Raw genomic sequence first — 14,898 nt, 5'->3', positions numbered from 1 at the left:
CGCCAGGGCTAGCCGCATCAAGACTAGCCTTGCAAGAGTCATGCTGGAAAACCTTGCCGAACACTCGCCCATCCCGGGAGGCCATACCTTAATCCCCGCCGCAGGCGTCCGCCGTTATGGCTGTGACGCAAGGTCCGGTCAGACGATGGATCGAAGGTCGCGGCAGCCCCTCAACATGCGGCGACTGAATAGCACCCGCGCATCTCAGAACGACTGGCGAGCCGGGTCAAGGGGTTGACGGGACTCTTCTGTGTTCTGTTATTAACGGCAGCGGCCTTCGGCCGGCCCGCGGGCGCGGCGCGCCCGGTGGAAACGCGCTTTTTGAAAGCAGACGCATGGATTCCTCGCATCCCGCCCAACAGCACGCCGAAACCCGGCTGGTGACCTCCGGCCGCGACACCAAGGCGCAGAAGGGGTTCGTCAATCCGCCGGTGTTTCACGGTTCGACCGTGCTCTATCCGACCGCTGAGGACCTGCACGCCCATCGCGGCGAGTTCCAGTACGGCCGCCACGGCACCCCCACCACCAGGGCGTTCCAGGAGACGCTGATGGCACTGGAGGGGCCGCAATGCGCCGGCGTCGGCATCGTGCCGTCAGGCCTGTCGGCGATCTCCACCACCCTGCTCTCGGTGCTGAAGACCGGCGACCATCTGCTCGTCTGCGACAACGTCTATCGGCCCTCGCGCAATTTCTGCAACGGCATGCTCGCGCGCCTCGGCATCGAGACCACCTATTTCGATCCGCTGATCGGCGCGAGCATCGACAAGCTGTTCAAGCCCAACACCCGCGCGGTGCTGGTGGAGGCGCCGGGCTCGCAGTCGTTCGAGATGCCTGACATCCGCGCCATCGCCGAGGTCGCGCATGCGCGCGATGCGCTCGTCATCGACGACAACACCTGGGCGACGCCGCTCTATCATCGCTCGCTCGACCAGGGTGTCGACATCAGCATGCAGGCCGCCACCAAGTATATCGGCGGCCATTCCGACATCATGTTCGGCACCATCTCGGCCAACGCCAAGGCGTGGCCGCAGATTGCCGAAGGCATCCGCCTGCTCGGCGTCTGCGCCGGCCCTGACGACGTCTTCCTGGCGCTGCGCGGCCTGCGCACGCTGTCGGTACGATTGGCGCAGCATCACCGCTCGGGGCTCGACATGGCGCGCTGGCTCGCGGCCCGCCCCGAGGTCGCGCGCGTGCTGCATCCGGCGCTCGAGACCGATCCCGGCCATGCCATCTGGAAGCGCGATTTCACCGGCGCGTCGGGCCTGTTCAGCATCGTGTTGAAGCCGGCGCCGCAGAAGGCCGTCGACACCATGCTCGACACGCTCAAGCTGTTCGGCATGGGCTTCTCCTGGGGCGGCTTCGAGAGCCTCGTGATTCCCTTCGATTGCGACGCCTATCGCACCGCCACGAAGTGGTCGCCGGGCGGCCCGACCCTGCGACTGCACATCGGCCTCGAAAGCGTCGACGATCTCAAGTCCGATCTCGATCGCGGCTTCGCTGCCCTCAAGGCGGCAATGTGAGCCTGCTCACAAGGCATCGCGCCTCGGGACGCGGCAATCGCGCGCCGGCGGACGCGCAAAACGCGCGCCGCGGGAACGCGCAACCGCCGCAAACGTTAACGCGGATGCGCCAACAAAGGGTTTGAACCGCTGACGTTTGGCGCTAGCCTCACCAATCGACTCCAATCCGGACGCGGAGCATGGGAACGTTGGTTCTGCTCGATCTGATGGGCGGCGTGGCGCTGTTGCTGTGGGGCCTGCACATGGTCCACAGCGGGATTCTGCGCGCCTTCGGCCCGGACCTGCGGCGGCTGCTCGGCAAGGCGCTCGGCAACCGATTCAACGCGTTCGCCGCCGGGCTAGGCCTTACCGCGCTGCTCCAGAGCAGCACGGCGACGGCGCTGATCACCAGCTCATTCGCGGCAGAAGGCCTCGTCAGCCTGGCCGCCGCGCTCGCCATCATGTTGGGGGCCAATGTCGGCACGACGCTGATCGTGCAGGTGCTGTCGTTCAACATCGCAGCCGTTGCGCCTGTCCTGTTCGTGCTCGGGCTCGTCGCCTTCCGCTCCGGCCCACGGTCGCGGATCAAGGATATCGGGCGCGTATTCATCGGTCTCGGCTTGATGCTGCTGTCGCTGCACATCCTGCTCGACACGCTGGCTCCGGCGGAGAACGCGCCGGGTGTTCGTGTCATGATGTCCGCGATCACGGGCGATCCCGTGCTCTGCATCGTCATCGCCGCGCTCGTCACCTGGGCGGTGCATTCGAGCGTCGCCAGCGTGCTGCTGATCATGTCGCTGGCCTATTCGCAGTTCATCACACCTTACGCGGCCCTCGCGCTGGTGTTGGGGGCCAATCTCGGCAGCGCCATCAATCCCGTGTTCGAGGGCGCCCGGCGCGACGATCCCGCAAGCTACCGCCTGCCGCTCGGCAATCTCGCCAACCGCGTGATCGGGGTCGCGCTGGTGCTGCCGTTCCTGAATGGGATCGCTGAGCACATGCACGCCTGGCAGCCTGATCTCGCCAGGATGACGGCGGCCTTCCACATCGCCTTCAACGTAGGCACGGCCGTCATCTTCATCGGTCTGCTCGACATCATGTCCCGGCTCCTGACCCGGCTGCTGCCTGATCGCGTCCGGGAAGACGATCCGGCCCGGCCGCGCTATCTCGACGAGAGCGCGCTGGAGACGCCGTCACTGGCGCTCGCCGACGCCGCGCGTGAGACCTTGCGCATGGGCGATCTGGTCGAGGTCATGCTGCGCAAGGTAATGGCGGCGATGATGACCGGCGACCGCGCGCTGGTCGACCAGGTCACGAAGATGGACAATGTCGTTGACAGCCTCGACGAAGCCATCAAGCTCTATGTGACGAAGCTGATGCGGGGCAGCCTCGACGAGAGCGAGGGCCGGCGCGCGATGGAGATCATCTCCTTCGCCATCAACCTCGAGCATATCGGCGACATCATCGACAAGAGCCTGAGCGAGCTCGCGACCAAGAAGATCAAGCGCCGCTTCCAGTTCTCGGCCGAGGGCGCCGAGGAGCTCGCCGCCTTCCACAAGCGCACGATGGACTCGCTGCGGATCGCCTTCGGCGTCTTCATGTCGGGCGATGCCAACGAAGCGCGCAAGCTGCTGGTGGAGAAGACCACGCTGAAGAACACCGAGCTCGCCGCCGTCGAGCGTCATCTCGACCGCTTGCGCGAGGGCCGCCCCGAGACCATCGAGACCACCTCGCTGCATCTCGACGTGCTGCGCGACCTACGCCGCATCCACTCGCATATCTGCTCGGTCGCCTATCCCGTGCTCGATGCCGCCGGCGAGCCTTATCGCAGGAGCGAGGCGGATGCCGCCCTGCCCGCCTCCGGCGCGGCGTCGGCGTTACCGCGCTAGCGGCGCGTCTCAGCGTTCCAGCGTCCTCGAGGCGCGGCCGCGGTTCTTGATGATCAGCATGATGTTGCGGATATAGATGATGGTCGCGAGCGCCTGTCCGAGGATGATGACGGGCTCGCGCTTCACGACGCCGTAGACCAGCGTCATCAGCCCGCCGCCCATCGAGCAGAACCAGAACGCCATCGGCACCACGCTGTTGCCGGCCCGCTCGCTCGCGATCCACTGCACCAGGAAGCGTGCGGTGAAGAACAGCTGCGCGACGAGGCCGAACGCCAGCCAGAAATCGAACTTGGCGACGAAGACGTCGTAGAGATAGTTATTCAACGCCTGACCGTATTGGATGATCATGCCTTCACCTCAGTCACATCTGGTGTCGGCTTCTTGCGGCGGATCAGCCACCACACGCCGACGAGATCCATGATGCCGATCCACAGCCGGTCGAAGAAACCATAGTTTGACACGCCGGAATGGCGCGGCCGGTCGATCACGTCGACATAGGCGATCTCGTAGCCTTCGCGGCGCACCAGCGCCGGCAGGAAGCGATGCAGCCCGTCGAAATAGGGCATCATCAGGAACACGTCGCGCCGGAACGCCTTCAGGCCGCAACCGGTATCGCGCGTTCCGTCCTTCAGGATAGCATTGCGGACGCCGTTCGCCACGCGCGACTGGAATTTCTTGAAGCCGGTATCCTTGCGTCCGACACGCTGACCGGCCGCGAGACCGACGCGCCCCGCCCCCTTCTCGACCGCCGCGATCAGGTCCGGCAGGAAGGCGGGATTGTTCTGCCCGTCGCCGTCGAGCGTCGCCACGATCGCGCCGCGCGCTGCGCGCACGCCGCTGCGCACTGCTGCCGACTGGCCGCCTGATCTGGCATGGCGAAGCTGCCGGAGATTGTCCCGCTGCTGCATGATCGCGCCGAGCCGTTCGCCGGTCGCGTCCGTCGAGCCGTCATTGACGTAGATGATTTCATAGGCCCAGCGGCCGTCGAGCGCCGCGCCGATCTCCTCGATCAGCGGCGCGATGTTGTCGGCTTCGTTGCGCACGGGAACGACGATGGAAACCGAAGGCTGGGACGACGACAAATCGAAAGCTCGTGGTTGGAATTGGCCTGCCCCGGGGAACCGGCGGTCCCGGCAGGCAGCCGCTTTTATGGGGCGGATGCCCCGTGGGCAACCCTTTTGAGGCGGCCCGAGACCGCCCCTGCAAGAGGCACAATGGTGCCGTCGGCGCGGATGGCAAAGCCGAGCCTCCGGGCCGCGAACCAGTAGCGCACTGCCATGGCGCCGACCATGCCGACCAGAGCGCCGGCGACGACGTCGCTCGGATGATGCGCGAGCAGCACCAGCCGGGTCAGCAGGATCACGATTGCGTAAGTGAACATGAACACGCGCAGGCGCGGCCACAGCGCCGAGACAGCAAACGCCAGCGCAAACGCCGTCACCGCATGACCCGACGGCAGGCTGGCATAAGCCCCCGTTCCCTCGAACGGGATGAAGTTGAACGGATCGGCCTTGCCGCTCACGAACGGACGGCCGCGGCCGATGAGATATTTCAGGATCTCGGCAACGAACACGGACAGGGCGACAGACAGAAACATGAACTGCAGCCGCGTACCGATGCCGAGCAGCAGCCCACGACGGGTGCCGTGCAATCCCGCTGCAACGAGCGCCAGGACCACCAGCGTCCCCCCGAGCACCGAGAGCACATACTCGTCCTTGCCGAAATCGGTGAGGATGCGGATCGGCCACAGGCTCGGCGTGCCACGCACCGGCATCAGCTGGATCTCGGTCTGATCGAACGCGAGCATCAGCACGATAATCAAGGCCGCACCGGCCGCGCTGAGCCACAGCGAATGCCGCGCCAGCTTTCGCGCGGCTTCGGCGCGGCGCGAATGCGAAGGCGTACGGACGAGCTGCGCCAAGGCACGGCCCGACACCGCGAGCAATTGCGCGGGATAGCCCGGGCGCGGCGTGATGTCGGCTGGCGCCGGCATCTACTCAGTGCCTTCCGAGCGGAAGATCGAGATCGAGATCGCGCGCCCTTGCGAGAAATTATAGCCGTCGATGCGCGTACCGACCTTGTAGCGCAGCCCGATCGCCTCGGCCCGCTGCACGAAGCTGCGCTCCGAGCGCTGCTCGATCAGCGCGAAGCGACAGCTCCCCTGGCGCAGGAAATCCGCCGCGCCCGAGCCGTCGGTGAGCAGCGTCTGCGTGCCCGTCAGGAACACGAGGCTCGGCTCGTGATAGCCGGCAGCGGCTGCCTTCGGCCCGACGCAGGTGACGTTGCGAAGCGCGCGTGCGATCTCGATGCTCGGGAACAGCGGGGTCAGCGACGGCAGCACGATGCCGTAGACCACGACCGCGAGCATCAGCGCTGCAACCAGTGCGTTGAGCAGCGACCGCTCGGCGCGATTGGTGTCGAACAGCCACCAGGCGAACAGACCGAAAATGAGCGAGGCCGCAATGAACGGCCAGGCCACGAACGCCGGTTGCCGCGTCAGCATGACCGCGCCGATCACGGCGATGATCGAGGCGGCAGCGGGAATCGCGAACCACCAGGCCGAGCCGCGCGCGAGCCACGAGCGCGACAGCACGTTGCGCTCCAGCGCACCGACGGTGAGGATCGCGATCGCCGGATACAGTGGCAGCACGTAATGCGGCAGCTTGGTCAGCACCGCCTCGAACACGATCCAGGACGGGATCAGCCAGGCCAGCAGGAACTGCGCGCCGGGCTCGCGCCGCGCCCGCCACACCGCCGGCGCCGCCATCGCCGCAAGCGGCGCGCCGGGCCAGAATGTGATCCAGAACAGCGCCAGATACAGTCCGGGCGGCGCACCATGGGATTCCTGGGCGCCGATTTTGCTCAGCATGTCGCCGCCGACGGAATCGGCGAAGAAGGCATCGCCCGCGCGCCAGAAGATCGCGACGAACCAGGGCAGCACCAGCACCAGCATCCACATCAGGCCCCAGAGCGGACGCAGCTTCCATAGCCACGAGGCATCGCGGTCCTGGATCGCGAGCGCGACGATGGTCAGGCCTGCGAACATCAGGATCAGCGGGCCCTTGATCAGGATGCCGACCGCGAGCGCGGTCCAGAAGATCGCGGGCCAGCTCCAGGGCGGATGCGTCTCATCCTCTGCGCGCTGCCACGACAGATAGGCGCGCGACATCGCGCCCATCGCGGCGGTCACGCAGAACAGCAGCATTGCATCGGTTTTCGCGAGGCGTGCTTCGACGCCGAGCAGCACCGAGGCGCACATCAGGAGCGCGGCGAGCACCGCGGCGCGCCGCGTGACGAAGCCGAGCGCGGCCCAATAGGTCATGAGCACGGCGCCGATTGCGCCGATCAGTGACGGCAGCCGGTACACCCAGATCCGCAATTCGGCCTTCGGCAGCTTGAGCGCGGATGCGGCTTCAACCGCGGCCGACTGCAACCAGTAGATGCCGACTGGCTTCTTGTAGCGGACGTCTTCCTGGAAGCGGATGTCGACATAATCGCCGCTCTCGACCATCTGCTTGGTGGCCTGCGCGAAGCGCGCCTCGTCGCGGTCAACGGGCGGAATCGTGAAGAAGCCCGGCAGGAATAGCAGCAGCGCACACAGCAGCAGGAAGCCGACCGCGCGGGCGTGACTGGCGGTGGCGTAGTCCAGCATAAGCACGAGCCGGCTGCCCGGATTCACGGGCGCTTTCGGCTCGCGGGGTGCTCCAAAACGGGGGCTGGGATAGGTCTCGGCCATTGGTTCCGCTTACGCTGAAACCGTCATTCGGACAACCGGTTAAGGCGGGGTCATTGAATTCGAATGACAACTGTGTCCGCGGCGCCAGTGGCGTCGATCACGGTGAGCCGCGCAAAGCCCGGACTGGGCGGATCGATCAGGCGCTGGCGGCGCCCGTCGATCTCGCCGAGCGAAGTTCCGTTAACCATGATGGTCATGGGAAGGACGCCGCCGGCGACCTTCACCGGCATGGCTGCGCTCCCCTCGCCGCCGGAACGGTCGACATCGATCCGCGAGCCGTTCAGCGGGAACTGGATATGCAGCGCCTGCTCGCTGCCGGTCCGCACCAGGTCCCCGACCGGGCGGAACCGCTTCAGCGGCAATGGCAACTTGGCGTTGCTGGCGACCAGGGTTCCCTTCGGCGGCTTCGGCAACGGGGCCAGCGTCTTGCCGGTGCGCGCGACGGCGTCGAACAGGATCGGGGCTGCGGCCACGCGGCCGATCAGCCCGGGAACCGGCGCGCCGTCGGGCCGGCCGACCCAGACGCCGATGGTCATGCGGCCGTCGAAGCCGACCGACCAAGCGTCGCGATAGCCGTAGGAGGTGCCGGTCTTGAACGCGATGCGGTTGTGGGCGGCATTTTCGGGGGGCGGCGTGCCCAGAAGCACGTTGCCGACCTGCCAGGCCGCGACCTGGTCCAGCAGCCGCAGCGGTTCCCGATCGTCCCGGCCGGTCATGAGGTCGCGCAACGGCATGGTGGTGCCGAGCCGGGCGAAACCCGTATAGAGCTGGGTGAGGTCCTGGAGTGTCACACCAACGCCGCCGAGTCCCATCGCGAGCCCCGGTGCCTCGTCCTTGGGCAGGACCAGATTGCCACCGGCCTGCCGCAGCCGCGACGACAGCCGGCTCGCGCCGACGCGGTCGAGCAGCACGATCGCCGGCACGTTCAGTGACAATTGCAGCGCCTTCTTCACCGGCACCGTGCCCTGAAACGTCATGTCGAAATTTTCCGGCGCGTAAGAGCCGAAGCGGACGGGCCGGTCGTCGATCAAGCTGTCGGGGTGGACGAAGCCGTCCTCGAAGGCGAGCCCATAGATGAAGGGTTTTAGCGTCGACCCCGGCGAGCGGACGGCGCGGGTCATGTCGACCTGCCCCGCCCGGCTCTCGTCGAAATAATCGGCCGAACCGACGCGGGCGAGCACGTCGCCGCTCTCATTGTCGACCACGATGATGCCGACCGAGATGTTGGGCCCGAGCGCAATGGCGCGGTCGCGCGCCAGCGGTTCCAGCACCTTCTGCAGATTGGCGTCGAGCGTCAGCTTGATGACCGGCGTATCCTTGACCGTCGAAAGCGCCGTGTCGGAGGCATGCGGCGCGAGGATCGGCATCGGCTTGCGCAGTTTTGGCACGGGCACGGCCTTGGCCTGCTTCGCGTCCTCGAGGCTGACCACATGTTCCTCGACCATGCGGTCCAGCACGCGGTCGCGCGCCTTGCGTGCAGCCTCGGGATAGCGATCGAGCCGGCGCGTCTCCGGCGATTGCGGCAGCGCCACCAGCAGCGCGGCCTCGGCCAGAGAGAGCCGCTTCGGCTCCTTGCCGAGATAGGCGATCGAGGCTGAGCGGATGCCTTCGAGATTGCCGCCGTAGGGCGCCAGCGCGAGATAGAGGTCCAGGATCGCATCCTTGCTCATGCTGCGCTCGATCTCGATCGCCCGCACGATCTGCCGCAGCTTTGCATAGAGCGAGCGTTGCCGCCGCGGCTCTATCAGCCGCGCCAGCTGCATCGAGATGGTCGAGCCGCCCGAGACGATGTGGCCGCGCGTGGTGAGCTGTAGTGCGGCGCGCCCGAGAGCGAGCGGGTCGAGACCGTTATGCGCGTAGAAGCGCTGGTCCTCATAGGCAAGCAGCAGCTTGAGATAGGTCGGATCGACATTGGCCTTGGCATCGACCGGCAGCCGCCAGCGGCCGTCGGCCATGGCATAAGCGCGCAGCAGCTTTCCGTTGCGATCGACGACCGTGGTGGAGACCTGGCGCGCCTCGTCGAGCGGCAGCGGGCCGAGCGCGTAGACCCAGGCGACGAAGCCGATGATGGTGAGGATCAGCGTGAGCGCGAGGCCCGAGAGGACGCGAAAGCCCCTGCCCCTTGCCCCGTCATGGCCGGGCTTGTCCCGGCCATCCACGTTCTTGGCCGCGGCACCAACGTCCGTGGATGCCCGGGACAAGCCCGGGCATGACGACGGAGCTTGAGGAGGCGCCGCGTTTCTCATCTCTCTACTCACTTCGCCGCCCGCACCTCGACGTTACCCGTCCCGGTCCGGCCGTAGCGCGAGGGATTGTACATGTCCTCGACATAGGCCTGCGGCAGCACGTATTTGCCGGGCGAGACCGCGCGCACGACGTAGGCGACGGTGAAGACCGACTTGGAGTCCGAGGCGCGATCGACCGCCGCCGTGAAGCGGTCGTCACGGAACTCGGTATCTTCAGGCTCCTCGCCGTCCTCGATCCAGTCCAGCGTGCCGCTGTCGCCCGACGACACCAGCTTCGGATTGTCGATCTCGAGGCCCGCGGGCAGATAGTCGGACACCATGATGTGGCCGTACTCAGGCTTCGCCTCGGTGATCTTCAGCACCACGGCGAAACGCTGGTTCTGCTTGACCTTGCTGATGTCGGCGGGCTTGCCGTCGAGCGTGAAGTAATTGCGCTCGATCTTGAAGCCGTTCGATGCAGCCGGCTCCGGCGTGACCGGCGAGCCCGACACCGAGACCACCGCCTGCACCGGCGCATCGCCGGTGTTGGTGATCTTCAGCGGCTTGCCCTCCAGCGTCACAGCCTTGTAGCTGCGGTACAGCGCGGTCTTGACCGGCTGGCCGTCGACTTCCATCGACAGGTTCTCCTTGGCCAACGCGCGCGCCGCCAGCACCAGCCACGCATTCTCCTGCGTCGAGGTGTAGGGCGTCAGACCGCGCGCGGTCTCGACCCGCGATACCGCCTGCGTCAGCGTCGCCTTCGGCGCATTGCCTTCGCTGGCGAGCGAGACGAGCGCGGCGGCATCGCGCAGCTGCGAGCCGTAGTCGGTGCGGCCGAACTCCAGCACCGGTTTTGGCGCAAGGCTCTCGAGCGCGGCACCGTAGACGCGTTCCGCGCGGTTGCGGTCGCCGACCAGTGCGAGCGCCGCCGCAAGCTGCGACTTCGCGATCGGCGTTGCGAGGTTGGCGAGCTTGGTGTCGGCGAGGTAGCGCAGATCGCCGATCGGCGCCGCCCCATTGCGCGCGAGCACGTAGAGGCCGTAGGCGATATCGCGCCCGCCGTCCTTCTCGGGCTCGTTGCCGTTCACGACCGAGTTGCGGATACGGTCGAGCGCGTTCTTGAACAGCACGTCCGGCACCGCAAAGCCCTTTTCGCGGGCGCGGGTCAGGAAGTCCGTCACGTAGGCGTCGAGCCAGGCGTCGTCGCCTCCGGCCGACCACAGGCCGAACGAGCCGTTGGAGCCCTGGCGCGCCAGCAGCCGCTCGATCGCATCGCGGATGCGCTGGTCGACCTCGGTGTCCATGGCCAGATGCGCGCCGGCGGCGAGCTCGTTGACATAGAGCAACGGCAAGGCACGGCTCGTGATCTGTTCCGAGCAGCCATAGGGGTAGCGGTCGAGCGCCTTCAGGATCGTTGCGGCGTCGAGCGCCGTCGACAGGCTGGCCGACACCGAGACGCTGCCGGTGCCCGGGACGAGATCGGAGAACATGTCCGAGGTCAGCGTCAGGCTTTCACCCTTCGCCAGCGTCCGGATCGAACGCCGCGCCAGCACCTGCGTTGCCGCCTTGACGTCGAGCGCATAGTGACGTGCCAGCGCAAGGCCGTTCGGACCCTTGATGTCGACGTCGAGCGTCGCCTGCCCCGCCGCGGTTGCGTCGATTGCGAGCGTAAACGCGTTGCGCTGCTTGGCGGCGAGCTTGACCGTGGTTGCGGGATTGCCGGTCATCTTCACCGGGCCGCCGGTCTTCACGTTGATGACGTAGTCGCCAGCCTGGCCCTCGACATTGTCGATCTCGAGGTTGACCGTGCCGTGGTCGCCATTGAGCAGGAAGCGCGGCAAGGTCGTGGTCAGCACCACGGGGTCGCGGATCACGACATCCGTGTTGGCACGGCCGAGTTTCGTGGCGGTCCACGCCACCGCCATGACGCGCGCGGTGCCGGCGAACTCGGGGATATCGAAGCTCACTTCGGCGGTGCCGTCGGCGGCGACCGTGACGATGCCCGAGTAGAGCGCGAGCGGCTTTTGCGCGGGCGGAGAGCCCTGCAATTCGCCGGCGCCGGCATCGCCGCCGGACTTGATCTGTCCGCGCGTGCCCGACATGCCGTCGATCAGTTGCCCATAGAGATCGCGGATCTCCGCGCTCAGGCGGCGCTGGCCGAGATAGTAATCGTCAGGCGCCGGCGGCTTGTAATTGGTGAGGTTGAGGATGCCGACATCGACCGCGGCGATCACGACCTTGGCGTCCTCACCCGGATTGAGCCCGTCGAGCTTGACCGGGATCTTCAACGTCGCATTCGGCCGGACCAGTGCCGGCGGCGTCAGCTTCACCTGGAGCGTGCGGGTCTGCTTGTCGATGCCGAACCATTTCAGGCCGATCGCCCGGCCCGGCATGCGTTGCGCAGCCGCATCGAGCGGGCGGCGCAGCGTCGCCACCACATAGGCGCCGGTGCCCCAGTCCTTGCCGACTGGCAGCCTCACCTGCGCGGTACCTTCCTTGACGTCGATGGTCTGCGTCGTCAGCAGGCGGTCGCCGAGCACGTTGACGGTGAGCTTGCCGGCGCTGCGGACGTTCACCGACACCGTCATGGTGTCGCCGGAGGCGTATTGCGGCTTGTCGATCGAGGTCTCCAGCAGGTCCGGCGTATCGGCGCTGCCGTCGGAATACCAACCGACGTCGAACTGCACCGAGGTCACCGGACCGTCGGCGTCGTTCGACTTCACATCGAGCCGGTAGCGGCCGGGCTGCGGGCTCAGCGAAATCCGCGACGGCTTGTCGGCAGCGATCGTCACGTCGCCGTCGGAAACGCGCGAGGTCGATTTGACCGGCTCGTACTCCCAGTAATTGTTCTGGCGATACCACTGGTAGCGCGACTCCATCTTCAGGAGCTCGTAGCGCAGGCCATCGCGGCGCAGCCTCTCACCTTCGGGCGAGACGAACACGAGGTCGAACTCCGCCTTGTCGCCCTCGGCGACGTTCTTGTCGCCGAACAGCGGCTTGATGCCGATCATGGCGTTGGCGGGCGCGACCGGCAGCACGATCTTGCGCTCGACGGCGCGGCCGCCGGTCTCGACCATGCGCACGAAGATCTGCGCCTCCTGCGGGCGCGTCGAGGCAGGCTGCTTGTCCAGCGTCACCGGGAAGGTGGCAACGCCATTGGCGTCGGCCTCCGGCAAATTCTCCAGCGGCGTGCGCTCGTTCGAGGTGGTCTCCTCGTCCGCGACGCCGAACTGGTAGCCGGCAAAGCCTGGGCGTTCGCTCGCGGGCGCGACCAGCATGTCGCCTTCGAGTTGGAGACCGGAGGCCGGCGCGCCATAGAGGAAATGGCCATCCGCCTTAAGCTCCACCGGAGCGTTAGCTTTGATCAGCTTGTCCTTGGCGGACAGGTCGAATTCGATCCTGTCAGGAACGTAATCCTCGACCATGAAGGTGGTTTCGCCGACCGACGAGCCCTTCGGATCGGTGAAGGCGCGGACCCGCCAGGTCCCGGTCGGGACGGCCGAATTGAGCGGCACGGACAGCGTGCGGCCGCCGGTGCCCTGGTCGGCCAGCACGGCGCGGCGGAATTCGACGCCGTCGGGGCGCTCGATCACCAGCGTCAGCGGCCCGCCGGCAACGGCGTTGCCCTGCCCGTCGCGCAAGAGCGCGGTGAGATAGACGGTCTCGCTGGAGCGATAGACGCCGCGCTCGGCATAGACGAAGGCATCGGCGCCCGATGGCACCGCCCGGCCCGAAACGCCGCGGTCGGACAGGTCGAAAGCCGAGGTCTTCAGGCTCAGGAAGGCGTAGTCGGCCTTCTCGCCCGTGACCGTCAGCATCGCCGGCGACAGGCCGCCTTCGCCGCGCGCGAGCCCCGCCTCGAACAGCACATGGCCGCTGTCGTCGGTCTTACGGGTCGCCAAAATCTCGTTGTTGCGGGCGACCAGCCGGACCTCGGCTTTGCCGACCGGGTCGGTCGACGCCAGTGAATTGACGAAGACGTGGATGCCGTCATTGCCGGAATAGGCGGTGACCCCGAGGTCGGAGACGATGAACCATTGTGTCGCGAGCTGGTAATCGTCGTCCGAGCCCGGCCCCTTGGCCGCGGCGGTCATCACGTAGACGCCGGGCTGGAGCTCGCCGAGCGCCTGGTCGACCGGGAATGCGGTGGTGACGTCCTGGTTCAGCGTCATCGCGGTCGCGAGCTCGCCGGTCCAGACCTTGACGCCGCGCTCGCCGCCGAGATCGGCGAGCTGGTAGCGCGACAGCGTCTTCTGGAAATCGCTGTCGACCACCGTATTGATCAGATTGCGGTCGCCGATCCTGAAGACGTTGACGTTGACCGCGGGCGTGTTGACGCTGACCACGGGAATGCCGCGTTGGCCGGTCCGCGGCAGCACATAGGCACGGCTGGTGAAGCGCACGAAGGGCTTGCGGTCGCGCACATAGACGTTGAACTCGGCCGATTTCGGCAGGCCCTCCTTCACGGTGGACGGCAGACCGGCGCGCAGATTGATGTTGTAGCGCTCGCCGTGCTTCAGCCCGTCGACGCAGAGCTGCTTGCCTTCGGCCGACAGCGCCGGCTTGTCCTGGCCTGCCAGCGCGAGGTACGGCGCGAAATCGGTGCGCTTGGCCAGCTCCTCCGAGAACTGGAAGCAGGCGCGTGGGCTCGCCGAATCCGAGTCCACGGTATAGTCGAGCAGCCGGAAGCCGTGCTCGTCGCGCATCTTCTCGTATTGGCCGCGGACGTCGGCGACCTCGCGCATGTCGAGCGACAGCCGCAGCGCATCCAGCGCCGGCCGCCACAGCTTGCGTTCGGCCAGCGACTTGCCGAGCACGGCGAGCGCATCCGCCTCCTCGCCCGGATTGCCGGCGCGCTGGTAGGCGATGTAGGCGGCGGTCGAGGCCCGCTCCAGCAGGAACGTCTGTTCGCTCGAGCTTTTCGGCGAGATCTGGAAGATCACCTTGGCGAGCCGCAGCCAGTTGCCGGTATCCTCCGGCGTGGTCGCGGCGATCTGGCCGAGCACCGACAGCCCGGTGCGGAAATCATTGCGCCGGAAGGCGGCGTCGGCGTCGGTGCGCAGCGTCGCGCTGGTCTTGGCGACCGGCCCCGCTTCGCTCTTGATCTGGGCCTCCAGCTTGATCGCGGAATCGGCGAGGTCGTCGCGCTTGAACGCCTTGTCGGCGGCCAGCGCGGCGCTAAGGCCGAGCGCCAGCGTGGCGCAGAGTGTGACGGCGCGAACAAGACCGATCATAATGGACTCCCGGAAATCGCGGCGAACGCCGCGTGAGCATGAAATGCGCGGAAAGGTGACGGACTCAAGGCGATGGAACCAAAGGTGCAAATCGTCGCATTCGCCATGACAAGGCAAGCCCTGAGGAGACCGATCGAGATATCACCGCGCACGCCGTCCTGATGGCGCAGCCATACCTGACCGATCGACCGGCGGCCGTGTCCCGGAAGCTGGCCAGCGTTCCCGGCGATGTAATCCATCGTCCAGTCCGCTGCCGCTCAACCCGGCACCCTGACACCCCACCGTTCCGCTTAGTCGCGGCGTTGAGGAAAACGG

General features: G+C 66.8%; 9 protein-coding genes. 2 read left to right on the top strand and 7 right to left on the bottom strand.

The annotated features are described in order from the left end of the window. Positions 1–335: 335 nt before the first annotated feature. Both metC and AB7535_RS14185 read left to right on the top strand, forming a co-directional pair. Positions 336–1,520 carry a cystathionine beta-lyase gene (gene metC / locus AB7535_RS14190; protein WP_135213582.1) on the top strand — a complete coding sequence of 395 codons (1,185 nt, stop codon included), beginning with the start codon at positions 336–338 and terminating at the stop codon, positions 1,518–1,520. A 179-nt stretch (positions 1,521–1,699) separates the two neighbouring features. After that, positions 1,700–3,388, top strand: coding sequence for a Na/Pi cotransporter family protein (locus tag AB7535_RS14185; RefSeq protein WP_439036520.1), 1,689 nt, complete (start codon positions 1,700–1,702; stop codon positions 3,386–3,388). A gap of 9 nt (positions 3,389–3,397) precedes the next feature. On the opposite strand, the gene AB7535_RS14180 is transcribed toward AB7535_RS14185, so the two are convergent. From AB7535_RS14180 to AB7535_RS14150, 7 genes are all read right to left on the bottom strand, one after another. Beyond that, positions 3,398–3,736, bottom strand: coding sequence for a lipid-A-disaccharide synthase N-terminal domain-containing protein (locus AB7535_RS14180; RefSeq protein ID WP_071914138.1), 339 nt, complete (start codon positions 3,734–3,736; stop codon positions 3,398–3,400). Next, positions 3,733–4,470, bottom strand: a complete 738-nt coding sequence (locus tag AB7535_RS14175) for a glycosyltransferase family 2 protein (protein WP_085401448.1) — start codon at positions 4,468–4,470, stop codon at positions 3,733–3,735. Before AB7535_RS14175 ends, AB7535_RS14180 begins: the two co-directional genes overlap by 4 nt. A 65-nt stretch (positions 4,471–4,535) precedes the next feature. Beyond that, positions 4,536–5,381 (bottom strand): phosphatase PAP2 family protein, encoded by an 846-nt coding sequence (locus AB7535_RS14170; RefSeq protein ID WP_439036519.1) that lies wholly within the window; start codon positions 5,379–5,381, stop codon positions 4,536–4,538. Then, the gene (locus tag AB7535_RS14165; RefSeq protein ID WP_439036518.1) at positions 5,382–7,124 is read right to left on the bottom strand and encodes an ArnT family glycosyltransferase; all 1,743 of its coding nucleotides are present in this window, start codon (positions 7,122–7,124) and stop codon (positions 5,382–5,384) included. A gap of 50 nt (positions 7,125–7,174) precedes the next feature. After that, complete coding sequence (pbpC, locus tag AB7535_RS14160; protein WP_439036517.1) at positions 7,175–9,283, bottom strand: penicillin-binding protein 1C; 2,109 nt, start codon at positions 9,281–9,283, stop codon at positions 7,175–7,177. A gap of 95 nt (positions 9,284–9,378) precedes the next feature. Further along, positions 9,379–14,583, bottom strand: coding sequence for an alpha-2-macroglobulin family protein (locus AB7535_RS14155; protein WP_439036516.1), 5,205 nt, complete (start codon positions 14,581–14,583; stop codon positions 9,379–9,381). Beyond that, the gene (locus tag AB7535_RS14150) at positions 14,580–14,822 is read right to left on the bottom strand and encodes a hypothetical protein (protein ID WP_166341529.1); all 243 of its coding nucleotides are present in this window, start codon (positions 14,820–14,822) and stop codon (positions 14,580–14,582) included. Before AB7535_RS14150 ends, AB7535_RS14155 begins: the two co-directional genes overlap by 4 nt. Between the last annotated feature and the right edge of the window lie 76 nt (positions 14,823–14,898).

Source organism: Bradyrhizobium sp. 956_D2_N1_4 (assembly GCF_052076025.1).
Lineage (GTDB): Bacteria > Pseudomonadota > Alphaproteobacteria > Rhizobiales > Xanthobacteraceae > Bradyrhizobium > Bradyrhizobium barranii.
Note: the sequence above shows the minus strand (reverse complement) of the source record. Positions and strands in the feature narration are given on the sequence as shown.

Excerpts from the sequence above, each read along its gene's own strand:
- metC (WP_135213582.1), top strand. The coding sequence starts at position 336 with ATGGATTCCTCGCATCCCGCCCAACAGCACGCCGAAACCCGGCTGGTG.
- AB7535_RS14185 (WP_439036520.1), top strand. The coding sequence starts at position 1,700 with ATGGGAACGTTGGTTCTGCTCGATCTGATGGGCGGCGTGGCGCTGTTG.
- AB7535_RS14180 (WP_071914138.1), bottom strand. The coding sequence starts at position 3,736 with ATGATCATCCAATACGGTCAGGCGTTGAATAACTATCTCTACGACGTC.
- AB7535_RS14170 (WP_439036519.1), bottom strand. The coding sequence starts at position 5,381 with ATGCCGGCGCCAGCCGACATCACGCCGCGCCCGGGCTATCCCGCGCAA.
- AB7535_RS14165 (WP_439036518.1), bottom strand. The coding sequence starts at position 7,124 with ATGGCCGAGACCTATCCCAGCCCCCGTTTTGGAGCACCCCGCGAGCCG.
- AB7535_RS14155 (WP_439036516.1), bottom strand. The coding sequence starts at position 14,583 with ATGATCGGTCTTGTTCGCGCCGTCACACTCTGCGCCACGCTGGCGCTC.
- AB7535_RS14150 (WP_166341529.1), bottom strand. The coding sequence starts at position 14,822 with ATGGATTACATCGCCGGGAACGCTGGCCAGCTTCCGGGACACGGCCGC.